The organism is Pseudomonas sp. JL23 (assembly GCF_056933585.1).
Genome location: NZ_CM167795.1, coordinates 1,033,649 through 1,053,038 on the forward strand (window position 1 = coordinate 1,033,649; position 19,390 = coordinate 1,053,038).

General features: G+C 59.2%; 20 protein-coding genes and 1 other RNA gene. 16 read left to right on the top strand and 5 right to left on the bottom strand.

Translation table 11 applies throughout. The annotated features are described in order from the left end of the window. Positions 1 to 231: 231 nt before the first annotated feature. Positions 232 to 1,269, bottom strand: coding sequence for an NADP(H)-dependent aldo-keto reductase (locus tag AC1Z24_RS05000; RefSeq protein WP_483744777.1), 1,038 nt, complete (start codon positions 1,267 to 1,269; stop codon positions 232 to 234). Between the two features lie 241 nt (positions 1,270 to 1,510). On the opposite strand from AC1Z24_RS05000, the gene rplM reads away from it, so the two are divergent. The 7 genes from rplM to AC1Z24_RS05035 all read left to right on the top strand — a co-directional run bounded on the left by rplM (position 1,511) and on the right by AC1Z24_RS05035 (position 6,491). Further along, positions 1,511 to 1,939 carry a 50S ribosomal protein L13 gene (rplM, locus tag AC1Z24_RS05005; RefSeq protein ID WP_259098345.1) on the top strand — a complete coding sequence of 143 codons (429 nt, stop codon included), beginning with the start codon at positions 1,511 to 1,513 and terminating at the stop codon, positions 1,937 to 1,939. A 14-nt stretch (positions 1,940 to 1,953) separates the two neighbouring features. After that, complete coding sequence (gene rpsI / locus AC1Z24_RS05010; RefSeq protein WP_259098346.1) at positions 1,954 to 2,346, top strand: 30S ribosomal protein S9; 393 nt, start codon at positions 1,954 to 1,956, stop codon at positions 2,344 to 2,346. 279 nt (positions 2,347 to 2,625) lie between these two features. Then, complete coding sequence (gene petA, locus AC1Z24_RS05015; protein WP_259098348.1) at positions 2,626 to 3,219, top strand: ubiquinol-cytochrome c reductase iron-sulfur subunit; 594 nt, start codon at positions 2,626 to 2,628, stop codon at positions 3,217 to 3,219. Next, positions 3,219 to 4,430 (top strand): cytochrome b, encoded by a 1,212-nt coding sequence (locus tag AC1Z24_RS05020; protein WP_483744778.1) that lies wholly within the window; start codon positions 3,219 to 3,221, stop codon positions 4,428 to 4,430. Before petA ends, AC1Z24_RS05020 begins: the two co-directional genes overlap by 1 nt. Then, positions 4,430 to 5,212, top strand: coding sequence for a cytochrome c1 (locus tag AC1Z24_RS05025; protein WP_483744779.1), 783 nt, complete (start codon positions 4,430 to 4,432; stop codon positions 5,210 to 5,212). Before AC1Z24_RS05020 ends, AC1Z24_RS05025 begins: the two co-directional genes overlap by 1 nt. Positions 5,213 to 5,442: 230 nt before the next feature. Then, positions 5,443 to 6,060 carry a glutathione S-transferase N-terminal domain-containing protein gene (locus AC1Z24_RS05030; RefSeq protein ID WP_259098353.1) on the top strand — a complete coding sequence of 206 codons (618 nt, stop codon included), beginning with the start codon at positions 5,443 to 5,445 and terminating at the stop codon, positions 6,058 to 6,060. 17 nt (positions 6,061 to 6,077) lie between these two features. Next, positions 6,078 to 6,491, top strand: a complete 414-nt coding sequence (locus AC1Z24_RS05035) for a ClpXP protease specificity-enhancing factor (RefSeq protein WP_259098354.1) — start codon at positions 6,078 to 6,080, stop codon at positions 6,489 to 6,491. A 173-nt stretch (positions 6,492 to 6,664) separates the two neighbouring features. Here the strand turns inward: AC1Z24_RS05035 and AC1Z24_RS05040 are convergent, their stop codons facing one another. From AC1Z24_RS05040 to AC1Z24_RS05055, 4 genes are all read right to left on the bottom strand, one after another. Then, complete coding sequence (locus tag AC1Z24_RS05040) at positions 6,665 to 7,243, bottom strand: BON domain-containing protein (protein WP_259098357.1); 579 nt, start codon at positions 7,241 to 7,243, stop codon at positions 6,665 to 6,667. Then, a complete protein-coding gene (locus AC1Z24_RS05045; RefSeq protein WP_259098358.1) occupies positions 7,240 to 7,833 on the bottom strand; it encodes a phosphoheptose isomerase in 594 nt (197 codons plus the stop codon). The genes AC1Z24_RS05040 and AC1Z24_RS05045 overlap by 4 nt, the downstream gene beginning before the upstream one ends. A gap of 147 nt (positions 7,834 to 7,980) precedes the next feature. Further along, complete coding sequence (locus AC1Z24_RS05050; RefSeq protein WP_259098359.1) at positions 7,981 to 8,352, bottom strand: YraN family protein; 372 nt, start codon at positions 8,350 to 8,352, stop codon at positions 7,981 to 7,983. Next, on the bottom strand, positions 8,352 to 10,166 hold the full coding sequence (locus tag AC1Z24_RS05055; protein ID WP_483744780.1) for a penicillin-binding protein activator: 1,815 nt from the start codon (positions 10,164 to 10,166) through the stop codon (positions 8,352 to 8,354). Before AC1Z24_RS05055 ends, AC1Z24_RS05050 begins: the two co-directional genes overlap by 1 nt. A gap of 351 nt (positions 10,167 to 10,517) precedes the next feature. Here AC1Z24_RS05055 and rsmI point away from each other — a divergent pair, with 351 nt between their 5' ends. The 9 genes from rsmI (at position 10,518) to mraY (ending at position 19,387) form a co-directional block, all read left to right on the top strand. Beyond that, entirely contained in the window at positions 10,518 to 11,312 is a 795-nt protein-coding gene (gene rsmI, locus AC1Z24_RS05060; protein ID WP_483746527.1) for a 16S rRNA (cytidine(1402)-2'-O)-methyltransferase, read from the top strand. Positions 11,313 to 11,387: 75 nt separating this feature from the next. Next, an RNA gene (gene rnpB, locus AC1Z24_RS05065) (RNase P RNA component class A) lies at positions 11,388 to 11,745 on the top strand. 308 nt (positions 11,746 to 12,053) lie between these two features. Continuing rightward, entirely contained in the window at positions 12,054 to 12,509 is a 456-nt protein-coding gene (mraZ, locus tag AC1Z24_RS05070; protein WP_259098363.1) for a division/cell wall cluster transcriptional repressor MraZ, read from the top strand. Continuing rightward, entirely contained in the window at positions 12,506 to 13,453 is a 948-nt protein-coding gene (rsmH, locus tag AC1Z24_RS05075; protein WP_483744781.1) for a 16S rRNA (cytosine(1402)-N(4))-methyltransferase RsmH, read from the top strand. Before mraZ ends, rsmH begins: the two co-directional genes overlap by 4 nt. Further along, complete coding sequence (gene ftsL / locus AC1Z24_RS05080; RefSeq protein WP_259098364.1) at positions 13,450 to 13,743, top strand: cell division protein FtsL; 294 nt, start codon at positions 13,450 to 13,452, stop codon at positions 13,741 to 13,743. Before rsmH ends, ftsL begins: the two co-directional genes overlap by 4 nt. Next, entirely contained in the window at positions 13,743 to 15,479 is a 1,737-nt protein-coding gene (locus AC1Z24_RS05085) for a peptidoglycan D,D-transpeptidase FtsI family protein (RefSeq protein WP_483746528.1), read from the top strand. The genes ftsL and AC1Z24_RS05085 overlap by 1 nt, the downstream gene beginning before the upstream one ends. Further along, positions 15,479 to 16,942, top strand: a complete 1,464-nt coding sequence (locus AC1Z24_RS05090; RefSeq protein WP_483744782.1) for a UDP-N-acetylmuramoyl-L-alanyl-D-glutamate--2,6-diaminopimelate ligase — start codon at positions 15,479 to 15,481, stop codon at positions 16,940 to 16,942. The genes AC1Z24_RS05085 and AC1Z24_RS05090 overlap by 1 nt, the downstream gene beginning before the upstream one ends. Then, entirely contained in the window at positions 16,935 to 18,305 is a 1,371-nt protein-coding gene (locus tag AC1Z24_RS05095) for a UDP-N-acetylmuramoyl-tripeptide--D-alanyl-D-alanine ligase (RefSeq protein ID WP_483744783.1), read from the top strand. The genes AC1Z24_RS05090 and AC1Z24_RS05095 overlap by 8 nt, the downstream gene beginning before the upstream one ends. After that, the gene (gene mraY, locus AC1Z24_RS05100; RefSeq protein WP_259098369.1) at positions 18,305 to 19,387 is read left to right on the top strand and encodes a phospho-N-acetylmuramoyl-pentapeptide-transferase; all 1,083 of its coding nucleotides are present in this window, start codon (positions 18,305 to 18,307) and stop codon (positions 19,385 to 19,387) included. The genes AC1Z24_RS05095 and mraY overlap by 1 nt, the downstream gene beginning before the upstream one ends. Positions 19,388 to 19,390 lie beyond the last annotated feature (3 nt).

The window sequence follows — 19,390 nt, forward strand, 5'->3', positions numbered from 1 at the left end:
AAAGTGGTCAACTAGCGGCTGGATCGTCTTATTTTTTGGCGGATGTGTCCAGTGTCTATGCAAGTGGGATTGCAACGATCATGTGGGGAAGAGGGGGGCAGGTTCAGGCTGTGGGACCGGCTTCAGCCGGGAAGGCGTCAGATCTGCTCATGATAATGCAGCGAATGTACCGGCCCTTTCCCGGCTGAAGCCGGTCCCACATCCATTGTTTCAATCACATCTATCGAGGCCTTACGGCGCCGGATTCGGCTGATCCTTGTGGATCGCTTCGATAGCGGCCAGGACGTCTTCGGACAACACCAGCTCAGCGCTGGCCAGGTTGCTGTCCAGTTGCTCCAGGGTGGTGGCGCCGATGATGTTGCTGGTCACGAACGGCTGCTGGGTGACGAAGGCCAGGGCCATTTGCGCCGGGTCCAGGCCGAGTTCACGGGCCAGGGCGACGTAGCGGCTGCAAGCTGCTTCCGATTGCGGGTTGAAGTAGCGGGTGAAGCGGCTGTAGAGGCTCAGGCGGCCCTTGGGCGGACGGGCACCACCTTCGTATTTGCCCGAGAGCATGCCGAACGCCATCGGCGAATACGCCAGCAGGCCGCATTGCTCGCGAATGGCGATTTCGGCCAAGCCGACTTCGAACGAGCGGTTGAGCAGGTTGTAGGGGTTCTGGATCGAGGCGACGCGTGGCCAGCCAAGACTTTCGGCCAGTTGCAGGAACTTCATGGTGCCCCACGGTGTTTCATTGGACAGGCCGACGTGACGGATCTTGCCGGCCTTGACCTGCTCATCCAGCGCTTCGAGGATTTCCTCGATCGGGGTGAAGTCTTCGTCCTTGTGGGTGTAGCCCAGCTTGCCGAAGAAGTTGGTGCTGCGCTCAGGCCAGTGCAACTGGTAGAGGTCCAGATAATCGGTCTGCAGGCGTTTGAGGCTGGCGTCCAGGGCCGCAAGGATGTGCTCGCGGTTGTGCTTGAGGTTGCCGCCGCGAATGTAGTCGATGCCATTGCCGGGGCCGGCGATCTTGCTGGCCAGGATCCAGTCGGCGCGATCTTTGTTGTGCTTGAACCAGTTGCCGATGATGCGTTCGGTGCTGGCGTAGGTTTCAGCCTTGGGTGGGACCGGATACATCTCCGCCGTGTCGAGGAAATTGATACCGGCTGACTTTGCACGTTCGATCTGGGCGAAGGCCTCGGACTCGCTGTTTTGCTCGCCCCAAGTCATGGTGCCGAGGCAGATTGCACTGACATTGAGGTCGGTTCTGCCCAGTTGGCGGTAGTCCATTTGGATCTCCTTTGAAAGAGAACCATAAAAGCAGGTTGAAATTTTTTTCGCAATCTGCATAATTCCGCGTCTCTTTGTCGCGGGAGTGATGCCCTGCGACTCAAGATACCGCTGCGATCGAACGCGCTGACCCGAGCCCCCTATAGCGTTCGTGCCCGGCGGCCTTTGACTTGTCAAAGACCGTACTTATGAGTATGCTCCGCCGTCTATTTTTCAGGGCGGCCCTTGAGGCTATAAAGTAATGAAAACTTATACCGCTAAACCGGAAACAGTAAAGCGCGACTGGTTCGTCGTCGACGCTGCTGGTCAGACCCTGGGTCGTCTGGCCACCGAAATCGCGAGCCGTCTGCGTGGCAAGCACAAACCGGAATACACTCCGCACGTTGACACCGGCGACTACATCGTCGTTATCAATGCTGAGCAGATCCGTGTGACCGGTGCCAAGACCACCGACAAGATCTACTACTCTCACTCCGGTTTTCCGGGCGGGATCAAGTCGATCAACTTTGAAAAGCTGATCGACAAAGCTCCTGAGCGCGTGATCGAGACCGCGGTAAAAGGCATGCTGCCTAAGAACCCGCTGGGTCGCGACATGTATCGTAAGCTGAAAGTCTATGCGGGCGCTGCACACCCTCATACTGCTCAGCAGCCCCAAGAACTGAAGTTTTAACGGAATAGTTCATTATGTCGGCGACTCAAAATTACGGCACTGGCCGTCGCAAGACTGCAACCGCACGCGTTTTCCTGCGTCCGGGCACTGGCAACATCTCCATCAACAACCGCTCGCTGGATAACTTCTTCGGCCGCGAAACTGCCCGCATGGTAGTTCGTCAGCCACTGGAGTTGACCGAGACTGTTGAGAAATTCGACATCTACGTTACCGTCATCGGCGGCGGTGTAAGTGGTCAAGCTGGCGCAATCCGCCACGGTATCACTCGCGCTCTGATGCAATACGACGAGACTCTGCGCGGCGCACTGCGTAAAGCAGGCTACGTCACTCGTGATGCTCGTGAAGTTGAACGTAAGAAAGTCGGTCTGCGTAAAGCGCGTAAGCGTCCGCAGTACTCGAAGCGTTAATTCGCTTCTTCGTTCAAAAAAGAACGCCCAGCCTCTTCGGAGCTGGGCGTTTTTTTATGCCTGCCTTTTGTACGTCTATTATTGCAGGGTGCCGCGTGTGACAACGTGACTCATCGGTGCGGGCCCCGGAATACAAGGGTTTTAGCGTTTGCATTGATCTATGTCCCTTGTTTGTGCAGGGTTATCTCACTACCATTCGGCAGAATTTTTTTTACGCTAAATCTTTAGTTAAGTAGACGCCTGATTTAACAGGCCACAAAGCTGATGGGAGAGGACGGAATGAGCAAAGACGGCGTGAATGCAGGCCGACGCCGCTTCCTCGTGGCAGCCACCTCGGTGGTTGGCGCGGCGGGAGCGGTGGGGGCTGCGGTCCCGTTCGTAGGGTCATGGTTTCCCAGTGCCAAGGCGAAAGCCGCGGGCGCACCGGTAAAGGTGAATATCAGCAAGGTTGAACCAGGGCAGCAGATGATTGCTGAATGGCGGGGCCAGCCGGTTTTCATTGTTCGCCGCACACCGGAAATTCTGAGCAATCTTGGCAAGCTCACGGGTCAGCTTTCCGACCCGGAATCCAAGAGTTCTGTTCAGCCTGCCTACGTTGACCCGGTAGTACGTTCCATCAAACCAGAGATTCTTCTGCTGATCGGCATCTGCACCCACCTGGGCTGCTCGCCGACCTTTCGTCCGGAAGTTGCTCCCGCCGATTTGGGCAAGGATTGGGTAGGGGGGTATTTCTGCCCTTGCCACGGCTCCCACTACGACCTGGCCGGCCGAGTCTACAAATCCCAGCCTGCCCCCCTGAACCTGCCAGTGCCGCCGCATTCCTATGAGTCGGACAATATTATTGTCATTGGCGTCGATAAGGAGAACGCGTAATGAGCAAGTTCATGGATTGGGTGGACGCCCGCTTCCCCGCCACCAAAATGTGGGAAGACCACCTCAGCAAGTATTACGCGCCGAAAAACTTCAACTTCTTCTATTTTTTCGGCTCCCTGGCCCTGCTGGTACTGGTCAATCAGATCGTTACCGGTATCTGGCTGACCATGAGCTACACACCTTCGGCCGAAGAGGCCTTTGCGTCCGTCGAATACATCATGCGTGACGTCGAGTACGGCTCGATCCTGCGCCTGCTGCACTCTACGGGAGCGTCAGCGTTCTTTATCGTCGTCTACCTGCATATGTTCCGTGGCCTGCTCTACGGTTCGTACCAGAAGCCGCGTGAGCTGGTGTGGATCTTCGGCATGCTGATCTACCTGGCGCTGATGGCGGAAGCCTTCATGGGCTATCTGCTGCCGTGGGGGCAGATGTCCTACTGGGGCGCCCAGGTGATCATCTCGCTGTTCGGTGCCATTCCGGTGATCGGTGGTGACCTGACCCAGTGGATTCGCGGTGACTACCTGATCTCCGGCATCACCCTGAACCGCTTCTTCGCCTTGCATGTTATTGCCCTGCCGATCGTGGTTCTTGGCCTGGTAGTGCTGCATATCCTGGCGCTGCACGAAGTCGGCTCGAACAACCCTGATGGCGTCGATATCAAGAAGTACAAGGACGAAAACGGCATCCCGCTGGATGGCATTCCGTTCCATCCGTACTACACCGTGAAAGACATTGTCGGCGTAGTCGTGTTCCTGTTCATCTTCTGCTCAATTGTGTTCTTCTTCCCGGAAATGGGCGGCTACTTCCTCGAAAAACCCAACTTCGAGGTGGCTAACGCATTCAAGACACCGGAGCATATCGCCCCTGTCTGGTACTTCACACCGTTCTACGCAATCCTGCGCGCCATCCCTGACAAGCTCATGGGCGTCATGGCGATGGGCGCTTCGATTGCGGTGCTGTTCGTGTTGCCGTGGCTCGATCGTAGCCCGGTCAAATCCATGCGCTACAAGGGCTGGCTGAGCAAGATCTGGCTGCTGCTGTTCTGCGTCGCCTTTGTGATTCTCGGGATCCTCGGGGTTCTGCCGCCGACCCCGGAACGTACCCTGGTCTCGCAGATCTGCACCTTCCTTTATTTCGCCTACTTCATTCTGATGCCGTTCTACACCCGGCTCGAGAAGACCAAACCGGTTCCAGAAAGGGTGACTGGCTGATGAAAAAGCTCTTTGCTGTGTTGATTCTTGCTGCTCTGCCAATGTTGTCTGTCGCCGCCGAGCATGGCGGCCCGGAGCTGGAAAAGGTCGATATCGATGTCTCGGACAAGGCCGCCATGCAAGATGGTGCGCGGACCTTTGCCAACTACTGCATGGGCTGCCATAGCGCCAAGTTCCAGCGCTATGAGCGGGTTGCCGATGACCTGGGGATTCCCCATGAGGTCATGCTCGACAAGCTGGTGTTCACTGGCGCCAAGATCGGCGACCACATGAGCATCGGCATGCAGTCGGCTGACGCCAAGGCCTGGTTCGGCGCTGCGCCGCCTGACCTGACCCTGGTGGCGCGGGTACGTGGCACTGACTGGCTGTATGGCTACCTGCGTTCGTTCTATGAAGATCCGTCCCGGCCATGGGGCGTGAATAACAAAGTCTTCCCGAACGTCGGCATGCCCAACGTGCTGGCGGGCCTGCAAGGCCGTCAAGTGGTGGGTTGCAAGCAGGTTCAGGTGGTGGACGATGGCAAGAAGCAATATGACCCGTTGACCGGGGCGCCACTGACTCACGAGTCCTGTGACCAACTGACCATCGTGCCGAAAAGCGGCAGCCTGACTGAGGAGCAGTTCGACGAGAAGGTCAAGAATCTGGTGACTTTCCTCGCTTACTCGGCCAATCCGGTCAAGCTTGAACACCAGCGCATCGGTACCTACGTGCTGCTGTACCTGGCCTTCTTCTTCGTCTTCGCCTACCTGCTCAAGCGCGAATACTGGAAGGATGTGCACTGATAAAACGCTGAATCCGTTGTCTGCAAACGCGCCCCAGGGCGTCTCTTTCAGGTAGCGATTGCGCGGCGAGTATAGTGGTGATCACAAGATTGCGAATTTACTTGCGGTAAATGAGCTATCTTGTCGGCCGCGATGACTACACGCCTTGGCGCAGTCGTTATCGGGAGGCGTCCTTTGGGGCGTTTTCGTGTCCGTATATCCGATAAATTCAACAAGCGAGGAGGATCGCCATGGGCGTGACCAACCGGTTGGCCTGCTACTCCGACCCCGCCGACCACTATTCCCATCGCGTGCGCATCGTGCTCGCCGAGAAAGGTGTCAGCGCCGAGATTATTGATGTGGAGGCGGGCCGTCATCCGCCTAAATTGATCGAGGTGAATCCGTATGGCAGCGTGCCAACCCTGGTCGATCGTGACCTGGCGTTGTACGAGTCTACGGTCGTGATGGAATACCTGGATGAGCGTTATCCGCACCCACCGCTGTTGCCGGTTTATCCGGTGGCGCGTGCCAACAGCCGTTTGCTGATCCATCGGATCCAGCGCGACTGGTGTGGGCTTGTGGACCTGATTCTGAATCCGCGCAGTAAAGAGTCCGAACGTGTGCAGGCCCGCAAGGAGCTGCGCGAAAGTCTGACCGGTGTTTCGCCACTGTTCCAGGAAAAGGCTTTTTTCCTCAGTGACGAGCAAAGTCTGGTCGATTGCTGTCTATTACCCATACTCTGGCGTTTGCCCATCCTGGGTATCGAGTTGCCACGGCCGGCAAAGCCGTTGCTTGACTATATGGAGCGCCAATTTGCACGGGAGGCATTCCAGGCAAGTCTGTCTGGTGTCGAACGTGACATGCGCTAAGGCTTAAGGAGCCGTTGATGAACTCCAGTCGCCCTTATCTGATTCGTGCTCTTTATGAGTGGATCGTCGATAACGATTGCACCCCGCATATGCTGGTCAATGCGGAATACCCATCGGTTCAGGTCCCACAGGGCTTTGCCAATGATGGCCAGATTGTCCTGAACGTTTCGCCCAGCGCGGTGCGTCATCTGCACATGGACAACGAGGCTGTGAGCTTCGAGGGTCGCTTCGGTGGTGTGCCGCACACCCTGTACGTGCCCACCGGTTCCATCCTGGGGATTTATGCCCGGGAGAATGGCCAAGGCATGGTCTTCGATCTGGAACCGCCCATGGGCGATGAGGATGACGAGATCGATATCGATGACTCGACGCCGCCCGATGATGAGCCACCGCGCCCATCCGGCAGGCCGAGCCTGAAGGTAGTGAAATAAAAAAGGCGACCTTCGGGTCGCCTTTTTTTTGTTGCTGCGTTGGATTTGCCGTAACCAATGTGGGACCGGCTTCAGCCGGGAAGGCGGTATGACAGACGATAGAAATATATCGATCCTGCCTAAGTCTTCCCGGCTAAAGCCGGTCCCACAAGAAGCCGCATTCATTCAGATAATCAGTCGATGTATTCAAACAGCTTGACGATCTTCTGCACGCCGGACACGCCCTGCACCAGTGCCGTGGCCTGGTTGGCTTCTGCCTGAGTCACCAGACCGAGCAGGTAGACGATACCGTTTTCGGTCACAACCTTGATGCGGGAGCCGGGAATGCTGGCGTCGGTGAGCATCTGGCTCTTGATCTTGGTAGTCAGCCAGGCGTCGTTATTGCGTGCCAGCAGGGAGGAGGGCTCCAGCACCTGCAGCTCGTTGTTGACCTTCTTCACTCGCTGGACCTGACCGGCAGCCTGTTCAGCCAGGGTCTTGAGGTCGGCGCGTGGCGTCTGGCCCGCCAGCAGGACGATGCCGTTGTAGCTGCTCACGACAATGTGCGAGTTCTGATCCAGGTCAGGGCTGGCCTTGGCCACGTTGACTGCCACCTTGGTTTCGATCAGTGAGTCGTCGATCTTGCTGCCCAGCGTACGGGTGCCACGGTCATCCTCGATGGGAGACTCGCGGGTCGCAGTAATAACCGAGCTGCATCCGCTGATACCCAGGCACAGAGTCAGGGCCAGCAGGCTAAGGCGATTAGGGGTCATTCTTCACTCCCGAACAGTTGGCTGTCGATCAGATCGCAAAGGCAATGGATCGCCAGCAGATGGACTTCTTGAATTCGTGCAGTGACCTTGGCCGGTACGCGGATTTCCACGTCCTCAGGCAACAGCAGGGACGCCATGTCGCCACCATCGCGACCGGTCAATGCTACGACAATCATTTCGCGATCATGTGCGGCCTGGATCGCTTGAATAATGTTGGCCGAGTTACCGCTGGTGGAAATGGCCAGCAGGACGTCGCCGGGCTGGCCCAGGGCGCGGATCTGCTTGGAGAACACTTCGTTGTAGCTGTAGTCGTTGGCAATCGAGGTAATGGTCGAGCTGTCGGTGGTCAGGGCAATGGCCGGCAGGCTCGGGCGCTCGCGCTCGAAGCGGTTGAGCAGCTCCGAGGAAAAGTGTTGGGCGTCACCGGCCGATCCGCCATTGCCGCATGACAGCATTTTGCCCTCGTTGAGCAGTGCATTGACCATGACCTGGCTGGCCTGCTCGATATAGGGGGCAAGGACTTCCATGGCCTGCTGCTTGGTGTCGATGCTGGCCTGGAAAAGCTGGCGAATTCGGGATTGCATGTCCATCTGGGTGACCTTAAGTAGAGGCTGCGGCCGGTTGGGGAGCTTTCTGAAGATTCAGCGGCTTCCCGGCACAGAACTGTGCAGCCCGCGTAGCAAAGAGCAAAAATCGGTATCTGGATAGTGTCTGGTGTCGCGCTGTGGAGCGGTGTATCAACTGTCGAAGGCGTTTTTAAGCCAGTGCAGCGGGGCGTCGGGGCCAGGATCACCCTCGATCGCCACCACGTCGAAACGACAGGGGTGCTGGTTCCAGCGCGATTCTTTCTGTAAAAAAAATTGTGCAGCAAGGATGAGCTTTTCCTGTTTGCGCCGATCCACGCTTTCTCGCGCGCCGCCCCAGCCTGCGTGGCGCCGGTAGCGAACTTCGACGAATACTACTGTATCGCCGTCGAGCATGACCAGATCGAGCTCGCCTCGTTTGCACGACCAGTTCTGCGTGATCGTCTGCAAGCCCTGTTGCTGTAAATACAGCAGGGCGAAAGTTTCAGCCTCTCGCCCTGCGGTCCTGCGGGTATTGCCTGTCATCAGGGAGCAGTGTTCGGCAGGCGCTGGATCTTGCCATCGACGAACTTGGCCCACGGCAACTGGCGCTCTACGCGGCGGCTCGGGTTCAGGCTGAGACTGCCGGACAGGCCTTCAATGCGGCTGTCAGGCAAGGCCTTGAGCTGATCCAGGCGTGGCGCCAGGCGCCAGGCATCGACACCCATGGCATACAGGCGGCCAAGCGGGCCGGCGGCTTGCGGCCATTGGGCGATGACCTGAGCGCGCAGTGGGTCTTCGGCGTTGAGCAGCCAAGGTGTTTCGCAGAACATCACGCCATTGAGGTCAGCGTACTGGGCCTGGTCGTTGCTATTGGTGAACAGGTGCGACGTGGCATAGACCGGAACATCGCCGGCGTACTGGAAGACCATGGTCGGTTTGATCTGTTGAGCCTGCTGCGGTGTGGCGGCGAGGAACATGAAATCGATGTCCTGACGACGCGACGGCTGTGCGGCCATGGCGGCACCGGTGGTGCTCTGCAGGCGCTGAGCGCGGCCTTCACTGTTGCGCAGCTGGAATAGCTCGGCGATTTGTCCGGCCAGTGCGACCGGCTGATCGACGTGTTCGGCAGCGATCATCTTGCCGCCCTTGGCTTGCCAGCTCTGACGGAATGCGTCGAGAACGCGATCACCCCATTCACCTTTCGGCACCATGGCCACGGCGCTGCGCTTGCCATCGGCCCAGGCGCGACGGGCAACTTCACGGGCTTCGTCTTCGGCGGCGAGGCCGAACTGGAAGAGCTGCGGCGGGCCGTCGGTGTTGGAGTCACTGTAGTTCAGCGCCAGAGTGGTGATCGGCAGGCTTGGGCGGCTGGCGAGTTGCTTGACCAGAGGTTTTTCCAGTGGGCCGACTACGAGTTGCACGCCTGCGGCCTTGGCCTGGCGGTAGAACTCATCGACGTTATTGATGCGCGAGCTATCGAAAACCTGGATGGCTGGCGGCTTCTGCCCGGCCTGTTCGGCCTGGAAGTGCGCGGCCATGAAGCCATCACGCAGCGCTTTTGCTACCGAAGCCAGGGAGCCTTCCTGCGGCAGCAGCAGGGCGATCTTGGTGATAGGTTCGCTGGTCAGGGCGCGCAGTTGCGCCAGGGTAGTCGGCAGTTGCTGGGCAGCAGGATGCTTCGGATGCTGGGCTTTCCAGGTATCGATAGCGGCCTGTTGCTGTTCCAGGGTACCGGCCTGCTTGATGCCGCGAGCCAGGCTCAGCCAGCCGCCGAGGTCGTCGTCGGCAGTGCTTTGCAGTTGATCCAGTGGCAGTGCGGCAACCGCTGCCCAGATGGCGTCATTATTGGCGGCCAATGGTTGGCCCTGCAGCAGCGGGCCGGTCATGACACGCTCACGAATGGCCGCCATGCTCTGGCCATTGGCTTCAAAGGTGCGGGCCATGGTCATGTGGGTGCGAATCTGCTGTTCAACCGGCAGTTCGGCCAGGCGTTGCAGGCTCGGATGACTCAAGGCTGCCAATGCCGCCTGGGGCTGATTGCGGCCCAGCGCCAGTTCTGCGGCCAGGGTGCTGGCGAAAATCTGTTGCGCGGGCTTGAGCTGATCCAGTGGTACCTGGGCCAGGATCTGCGCGGCGCGACCGGGATTGTTTTGCTGGTTTGACAGGTCGGCGGCGCTCAGTCTGAGCAGTGCGGCCTGTTCCGGAGTCTTGGCTGTCGAGGCTTGGTCGAGCAATTGCTCGATGCTGGCGTCCGGGGTGCGAGGCAGTTCACCAAGGCTGGACGAAGGCGAACCGGCACAAGCTACCAACAGGGCAGCGAGGCAGAGGGCAGATAACAGCCGCAAGCTAGCGATCATGTATATGTTCCTGATACTCGAGCAAATTAGCGGGGAATTGTACCCAAGCACTGGCCGGGGCGCGACGTTGGTGGCGTTTAAAGCGGTGATATAAGTCGCAGACTTGGATTTGACCGAGCAATTGCGCAGGTTTTCTTTTGTTTCAAGTGAAGATAATGCGTTTCAGTCATGTTCTTGCTCCTTGTTATGGCCCGCATGTCCTTGTATCGGCAGCTTAGCCTGTACAATGGCTTTCTTTTTTAAATGCATGGCTACAGCTATTGAGGTGGCGTTTTGACTGCTACAGGTGCTTTGAATTCCACGACCGGTTCGCTTTATGTGGTGGCGACGCCCATCGGCAATCTGGATGACATGAGCGTTCGGGCCCTGAAGGTACTGCGCGAGGTGGCCTTGATCGCTGCTGAAGATACCCGGCACTCGTTACGTTTGATGCAACACTTTGGTATCCCCACGCCCTTGGCGGCCTGCCATGAGCACAACGAACGGGACGAGGGCAGCCGCTTTATCGCGCGTCTGCTGTCGGGGGATAACGTCGCGCTGATTTCCGATGCCGGTACGCCGTTGATTTCCGACCCTGGCTATCACCTGGTGCGTCAGGCGCGGGCGGCGGGGATTCCCGTGGTGCCGGTGCCGGGCGCCTGCGCTCTGATCGCTGCGCTGTCGGCGGCCGGCCTGCCATCGGACCGCTTCATTTTCGAGGGCTTCCTGCCTGCCAAGGCAGTGGGGCGTCGCGCTCGTCTGGAACTGCTCAAGGAAGAGCCGCGCACGCTGATCTTCTATGAGGCGCCGCATCGCATTCTTGAGTGTCTGCAGGATCTGGAAGAAGTCTTCGGCGGCGAGCGTGCGGCGGTGCTGGGTCGCGAGCTGACCAAGACCTTCGAGACGCTCAAGGGGCTGCCGCTGGCCGAGCTGCGTGCCTTTGTTGAGGGCGACAGCAATCAGCAACGCGGCGAGTGCGTGGTGTTGGTTGCGGGTTGGACGGAGCCGGAAGGCGAAGATGTCATCGGCACCGAAGCGCGGCGCATTCTCGATCTGCTGCTTGAGGAAATGCCCCTCAAGCGCGCGGCGGCACTGGCGGCGCAGATTACTGGCGTACGCAAGAATCTGCTCTACCAGGTTGCCCTGGACAAGCAAAAGCCCGAGTAAGTCGCTGTAGCGAAACGGTAATGGACGGAGTAAAAGCTTGTCCTGAAGCCTTGGTGTCGATAACCTTGGCGGCGGAGAGTCGATTGGACAGTCGCTGCCCCTTTTGGTTCGCCATTTAGGGGGGGAGGAAAGTCCGGGCTCCATAGGGCAGAGTGCCAGGTAACGCCTGGGAGGCGCGAGCCTACGGAAAGTGCCACAGAAAATAACCGCCTAAGCGCTTCGGCGCCGGTAAGGGTGAAAAGGTGCGGTAAGAGCGCACCGCACGTCTGGTAACAGTTCGTGGCTAGGCAAACCCCACTCGGAGCAAGACCAAATAGGGTTCCTAGGCGTGGCCCGCGCTGGAACCGGGTAGGTTGCTAAAGACGTCCAGTGATGGCCGTCGTAGAGGAATGACTGTCCTCGACAGAACCCGGCTTACAGATCGACTCTCCACCTTTCCCCTCTTTCTGTTTTTCACAAGCAGAAGCGCTCGTCGGTAATACCGAAAAAATCTTATATGTGACAAATCACTTTAACTTCGACACGTAGCTTTCTGAGCTGTCGCGAGTTTATCTGGCAAAACCTCACCTGAATTCTCTTCCGTCATCCGAAACCGCTGCTAAATCTCCGTTCTGTAAGGGTTTTCCTTAGGACGGCGCCTTGACGGTGTGGTGGACGCATTCCTATAGTGTGCGCAAGTGGCAGAAAGTGGCATGAAGTGGGTTTTTTCAGCGCAAATAGTTAGAATTCGGAGAATGCGCCGTGTTTCGTGGTGCCAACGCAATCAATCTCGACGCCAAGGGACGTCTCGCTATGCCGAGCCGGTACCGCGACGAGCTCGATTCGCGCAGTGGTGGCCAGTTGATAGTAACTATCGACGCTGTAGACCCTTGCTTATGCCTTTACCCACTTTCCGAGTGGGAACTGATCGAAGCCAAATTGCGCGAACTGGCAACTTTTCGCGAAGAGAACCGCCGCTTGCAGCGACTGTTGATCGGCAATGCCGTCGACCTGGAGCTCGATGGCAGCGGTCGTTTTGTTGTTCCTCCGCGTTTGCGCGACTACGCCAAGCTGGATAAGCGCGTGATGTTGGTGGGGCAACTGAACAAGTTTCAATTGTGGGACGAGGACGCCTGGAACGCTCTTGCTGATGCGGATCTTGCGGCCATTCAAAAACCTGGCGCGATGCCTGATGAACTGCGTGATCTGATTCTGTGACTATAAATAGCGGCTTTACCCACATCACCGTATTGCTCGACGAGGCTGTAGAGGCTCTCGCGGTGCGTTCTGGTGGCTGCTATCTGGATGGCACGTTCGGGCGCGGCGGGCATAGCCGGTTGATACTCAAGCACCTGGGCCCTGATGGCAGGTTGCTGGGGTTCGATAAGGATCCTCAAGCGATTGCCACCGGGCAAGCGCTAGCGGCCGAAGACGGCCGCTTTGTCATTGTGCAGCGCAGCTTTGCCGAGCTGGGCAGCGAGCTGCAAACCCGCGGTCTTGAAGGCAAGGTCAGCGGCATTCTGCTGGACCTGGGCGTGTCGTCGCCGCAACTGGACGATCCTGAGCGCGGCTTCAGCTTCATGAATGACGGCCCCCTGGACATGCGCATGGACCCGAGTCGGGGCATGAGTGCCGCCGAGTTCATCGCCACCGCGCCTGTGGAAGAAATCGCCCGTGTTTTCAAGGAATACGGCGAAGAGCGTTTTGCCAAGCGCATGGCCGGTGCTGTCGTAGCGCGCCGCGCAGTGCAGTCGTTCGAGCGCACTGGCGATCTGGCCGAAGTGCTCAAGGTTGCCAACCCTGCCTGGGAAAAGGGCAAGAACCCGGCGACCCGTGCGTTCCAGGGCCTGCGTATTCACGTCAACAACGAACTGGGCGATCTGGAAGCCGGTCTTGAAGCGGCCCTGGAGGCGCTGGAAATCGGTGGCCGCCTGGTAGTCATCAGCTTCCATTCGCTGGAAGACCGTATCGTCAAATTGTTCATGCGCAAGCTGGTCAAGGGCGAGGCGGACAACATGCCGCGCAACCTGCCGATTCAGCACAAGGCGTTCGAACCGAAGATCCGTCTGGTCGGCAAGGCGCAGTTCGCTTCTGATGAAGAGACCCGTGCCAACCCGCGTTCGCGCAGCGCTGTCATGCGTGTGGCGGAGAAGCTCCGATGAGTCGGCTGTTTCTCAAGCCCTTGCCAACCGGCAGCTTTATCATGCTGCTGTTGTTTATTGCCGTTCTGGTGTCGGCAATCGGCGTTTCCTACAGCGCCCACTGGAACCGGCAACTGCTCAACTCCCTCTATTCCGAACTCAGCGTGCGCGACAAGGCGCAGGCCGAGTGGGGCCGGCTGATCCTCGAACAGAGCACCTGGACCGCCCACAGTCGTATCGAACAACTGGCTACTGATCAGTTGAAGATGCGCATTCCCAATGCGGCCGATATCCGGATGGTCGCACCATGATGAAGCTGGAAGGGGCACTCTACCCGTGGCGCTTCCGCGTCGTGGTGGGCCTGCTCACCATCATGGTTGCTGCGATTTCCTGGCGGATCATCGACCTGCAGGTCGTCGACCACACTTTCCTCAAGGAACAGGGTGATGCGCGCAGCGTGCGGCACATTCCGATTCCGGCGCACCGTGGCTTGATCACTGACCGCAACGGCGAGCCTCTGGCCGTCAGTACGCCGGTGACTACCCTGTGGGCCAACCCCAAGGAAATGCAGGCGGACAAAACCAAGTGGCCAGCGCTGGCTGCCGCCCTGGGCCAGGACGTGAAGAGCCTGACTGAGCGTCTGGATAGCCAGGCCAACAAAGAATTCATCTATCTGGTTCGCGGCCTGACCCCGGAGCAGGGCCAGTCGGTTGTCGACCTGAAAGTACCGGGCGTCTACGCCATCGAAGAATTCCGCCGCTTCTATCCGGCCGGTGACGTGACCGCCCACATGGTCGGCTTTACCGACCTGGACGACCATGGCAGGGAAGGGGTCGAGCTTGCCTACGATGACTGGCTGGCCGGGGTCCCCGGTCGACGACAGGTTATCAAGGACCGAAAGGGACGCCTTATCAAGGATGTCCAGGTCACCAAAAACGCCAAGGCCGGGAAGACCTTGGCTTTGTCTATTGATCTACGCCTGCAATATCTGGCCACTCGCGAATTACGCAACGCCATCATCGAGAATGATGCGAAGGCGGGAAGTCTGGTGATCATGGATGTGAAGACCGGTGAAGTCCTGGCGATGGTCAATCAGCCCACCTACAACCCGAACAATCGGCGCACCATGGTCCCTGCGGCCATGCGTAACCGTGCGATCATCGACGTGTTCGAGCCCGGTTCGACCATGAAGCCGATCTCCATGACCGCCGCGCTGGACAGCGGCCGCTGGAAGCCGAGCGACAAGGTCGAGGTGTACCCCGGTACTCTGCAGATCGGTAAATACACCATCCGCGACGTGACCAAGACCGAAGGTCCGGTTCTCGACCTGACCGGCATCCTGATCAACTCCAGTAACGTGGGGATGAGCAAGGTGGCCTTCGACGTCGGTGGCGAGGCGATTTTCCGCGCCATGCAGCGCGTCGGTCTGGGTCAGTACACGGGTCTGGGCTTCCCTGGCGAGCGCGTGGGCAACCTGCCTAACTACCGCGAGTGGCGCAAGGCGGAAACCGCGACCCTGTCCTACGGCTACGGTCTGTCGGTAACGGCCCTGCAGCTGGTGCACGCCTATGCGGCGCTGGCCAACAATGGCCGGATCGTGCCGTTGACCATCCTAAAGTCCGATGCACCACCGACGGCGGTGCAGGCGATTCCGGAAGCAACCGCCAAGACCCTGCAAGGCATGTTGCAACAGGTGATCGAAGACCCGCGCGGCGTCTATCGCGCTCGTGTGCCGTCGTATCACGTTGCTGGCAAGAGTGGTACTGCACGTAAGACGTCTGTCGGCACCAAGGGTTATGAAGAGAACGCCTATCGCTCGCTGTTCGCTGGCTTCGGGCCGATGAGCAATCCGCGCTACGCCATCGTGGTCGTGATCGATGAGCCGAGCAAAGGCGGTTACTTCGGTGGTCTGGTTTCTGCTCCGGTGTTCAGCAAAGTGATGTCCGGCACCCTGCGCCTGATGAACGTCACGCCGGACAACCTCGCAGCCCAGCCGCAGGAAACGGCCAATGCTGTGCCGGTTCCTGTCAAAGGAGGACGTGGCTGATGTCGCTTAATTTGAACAAGCTGTTTCCCCATGCCGAGCGCGATCTGTTGATTCGCGAGCTGGCACTCGACAGCCGCAAGGTGCGCGCTGGTGATCTGTTCCTGGCGGTACCGGGTGGCAAGGTCGATGGTCGTGAACATATCGCCGATGCCCTGAATCGTGGCGCTGCCGCAGTGGCTTACGAGGCAGAGGGCGCGACTGTACTGCCGATCACCGATGTCCCGTTGATCCCGGTAAAAAGCCTGGCGGCCCAGTTGTCCGCCGTGGCCGGGCGTTTCTACGGCGATCCGAGCCGCAGCCTGAATCTGGTCGGCGTGACCGGCACCAATGGCAAGACCAGCGTTACCCAGCTTGTGGCTCAGGCCCTTGATCTGCTCGGCCAGCCTTGCGGCTTGCTCGGCACCTTGGGCAGCGGTTTCCATGGCGCCCTGCAGAGCGGCATGCTGACCACCCCGGACGCCATTTCGGTACAGGCCACGCTGTCTGAATTGAAGAAAGCCGGTGCTCGCGCCGTAGCCATGGAAGTCTCTTCCCATGGCCTGGATCAGGGGCGTGTCGCGGCCCTGGCCTTCGATGTTGCAGTGCTGACCAACCTGTCTCGGGACCACCTGGATTACCACGGCACCATGCAGGCCTATGGCGATGCCAAGGCGAAACTGTTTGCCTGGCCGAACCTGGCCTGCCGGGTCATCAACCTGGACGACGAGTTCGGCCGCCGCCTGGCCGACGAAGAGCATGAGTCGCGGTTGATCACCTACAGCCTGCTGGACTCTGCCGCTTCGCTTTATTGCCGCGATGCGCAGTTCGACGATGATGGTGTGCGCGCCACGCTGGTAACCCGTCATGGCGAGCATTTCCTGCGCAGTACGCTGCTCGGGCGCTTTAACCTGAGCAACGTGTTGGCAGCAGTCGGAGCCTTGCTGGGCATGGATTACGCCCTGGATGAAATTCTTGCGGTGCTGCCGAAGCTGGAAGGCCCGGCGGGCCGCATTCAGCGCCTGGGTGGCGGTGCGAAACCACTGGTTGTGGTCGATTACGCCCATACCCCCGATGCCCTGGAAAAAGTTCTCGAAGCCTTGCGCCCCCATGCCAAAGGCCAGCTGTTGTGCCTGTTCGGCTGTGGTGGCGACCGTGATCGCGGCAAGCGTCCGTTGATGGCCGAAGTCGCCGAGCGTCTGGCTGATGGCGTGCTGGTCACCGATGACAACCCGCGCAGTGAAGTGGCGACGGCGATTTTCGACGATATCCGTCCCGGTTTCCTCGCTGTGGATAAAGTGCGTTTTGTCGAAGGCCGTGGTCAGGCTATCGCCGAGATGATCGCCGCTGCCAATGCGGGCGACGTGCTGGTTCTGGCGGGCAAGGGTCACGAGGACTATCAAGAAATCAACGGCCAGCGCCATGCCTTCTCCGATCTGGAAGAAGCGGCGAAGGCCCTGGCGGCGTGGGAGGTGGCTCATGCTTAAGCCACTGTTCCTGCACGAACTGTTGACGCCGCTGGATGCCCGGCTGATTGGCGACGATTGCAGCTTCGACAGCGTCAGCATCGACAGCCGCTCAATCAAGCCAGGCCAACTGTTCGTGGCCCTGACCGGTCCGCGTTTCGACGGTCATGATTACCTGGAGCAGGTCTGTGACAGCGGCGCTGTGGCGGCTCTGGTCGAGCGCGAAATCCCTGATGCGCCGCTGGCGCAACTGGTTGTTCAGGATACCCGCAAGGCCTTGGCCCAGATGGGCGCGCTGAGTCGCAATGCCTTTATCGACCGGCCAGTGGCTGCGGTGACCGGTTCCAGCGGCAAGACCACGGTCAAGGAGATGCTTGCCAGCATCCTGCGCACTCGCGGTCCCGTCCTGGCTACCCGTGGCAACCTCAATAATGAGTTGGGCGTGCCCCTGACGCTGCTCGACCTGAACACCGACTACGCCGCCGCCGTGATCGAACTGGGCGCCTCGCGGGTCGGCGAAATCGCTTTTACCGTCAGCCTGACCCAGCCTCATGTGGCGATTATCACCAACGCCGGGACCGCCCATGTCGGCGAGTTCGGCGGTCCGGACAAGATTGTCGAGGCCAAGGGCGAGATTATCGAAGGGCTTAATGCCACCGGCACCGCTGTGCTCAACCTGGACGACAAGGCTTTCCCTATCTGGAAGGCCCGTGCAGGCAGTCGGCCGTTGCTGAGTTTCTCCCTGAATAACCCGGCGGCCGACCTGTATGCCAGCGATCTGCATGTGGATCCGCGCGGCTGCCCGGCCTTTACCCTGCACAGCCCTGATGGCGCGGCGGCGGTGCAACTGAATTTGCTCGGCACTCACAACGTGACCAATGCCATGGCCGCCGCCGCTGCCGCGAGCGCCTTGGGCGTGAGCCTGAGCGGCATCGTCGAAGGCCTGAACAGTGTGCAGCCGGTCAAGGGCCGCACTGTCGCCCAGCTGTCGAGCAAAGGGCTGCGGGTCATCGATGACACCTATAACGCCAACCCGACTTCGGTGAACGCCGCCGTCGATATCCTCGCCGGTTTTGCCGGGCGTACCGTACTGGTACTGGGTGATATCGGTGAGCTGGGCGACTGGGCCGAACAGGGCCATCACGATGTCGGCGCCTATGCGGCCGGTAAGGTCTCGGCGTTGTACGCCGTTGGTCCGTTGATGGTTCACGCCGTGCGCGCCTTCGGCGAGCATGCGCGCCATTTTGCCAATCAGGCTGACCTGATTGCTGCTCTGGATGCCGAGCAGGACACTCAAACAACCATTTTGATCAAGGGTTCGCGCAGCGCAGCGATGGAAAACGTCGTTGCTGCCTTGTGCGCTACCAGCCTGGAGAAACATTAATGCTGCTGCTGTTGGCCGAGTATCTACAACAGTTCTACAAAGGCTTTGCGGTCTTTCAGTACCTGACCCTGCGCGGGATTCTCGGCGTGCTGACGGCACTGTCGCTGTCGCTGTGCCTGGGGCCATGGATGATTCGCGCCCTGCAGAATCGGCAGATCGGTCAGTCCGTGCGCAACGATGGGCCGCAGTCGCACTTGTCCAAATCCGGCACGCCGACCATGGGTGGTGCGCTGATCCTGTCGGCCATCGGCATCAGCACCCTGTTGTGGGCGGACCTGAGCAACCGTTACGTATGGGTCGTGCTGGCCGTGACCCTGCTATTCGGGGCGATTGGCTGGGTTGACGACTACCGCAAGGTGATCGAGAAGAACTCCAAGGGTCTGCCGAGCCGCTGGAAGTACTTCTGGCAGTCGGTGTTCGGCCTGTGCGCGGCGATCTTCCTTTATATGACTGCTCAGTCGCCGGTGGAAACTACCCTGCTGATCCCGATGCTCAAGGATGTCGGCATTCCCCTGGGCGCCGGTTTCATTGTCCTGACCTATTTCGTCATCGTCGGCTCCAGCAACGCGGTCAACCTGACCGACGGTCTCGACGGTCTGGCCATCATGCCGACGGTCATGGTCGGCGGCGCACTGGGGATTTTCGCCTACCTGTCGGGTAACGTGAAGTTCGCCGAATACCTGCTGATTCCTTATGTACCGGGCGCCGGTGAGCTGATCGTGTTCTGCGGCGCGCTGATTGGTGCGGGTCTGGGCTTCCTCTGGTTCAACACTTATCCAGCCCAGGTTTTCATGGGTGACGTCGGTGCCCTGGCACTGGGCGCCGCATTGGGCACCATCGCCGTGATTGTTCGTCAGGAAATCGTCCTGTTCATCATGGGCGGTGTGTTCGTGATGGAGACCCTGTCAGTCGTAATTCAGGTGGCTTCCTTTAAGCTGACCGGTCGCCGTGTTTTCCGCATGGCGCCCATCCATCACCACTTTGAACTCAAGGGCTGGCCCGAGCCACGCGTGATCGTCCGTTTCTGGATCATCACCGTGATTCTCGTATTGGTCGGCCTTGCCACGCTGAAGTTGAGGTAGAAC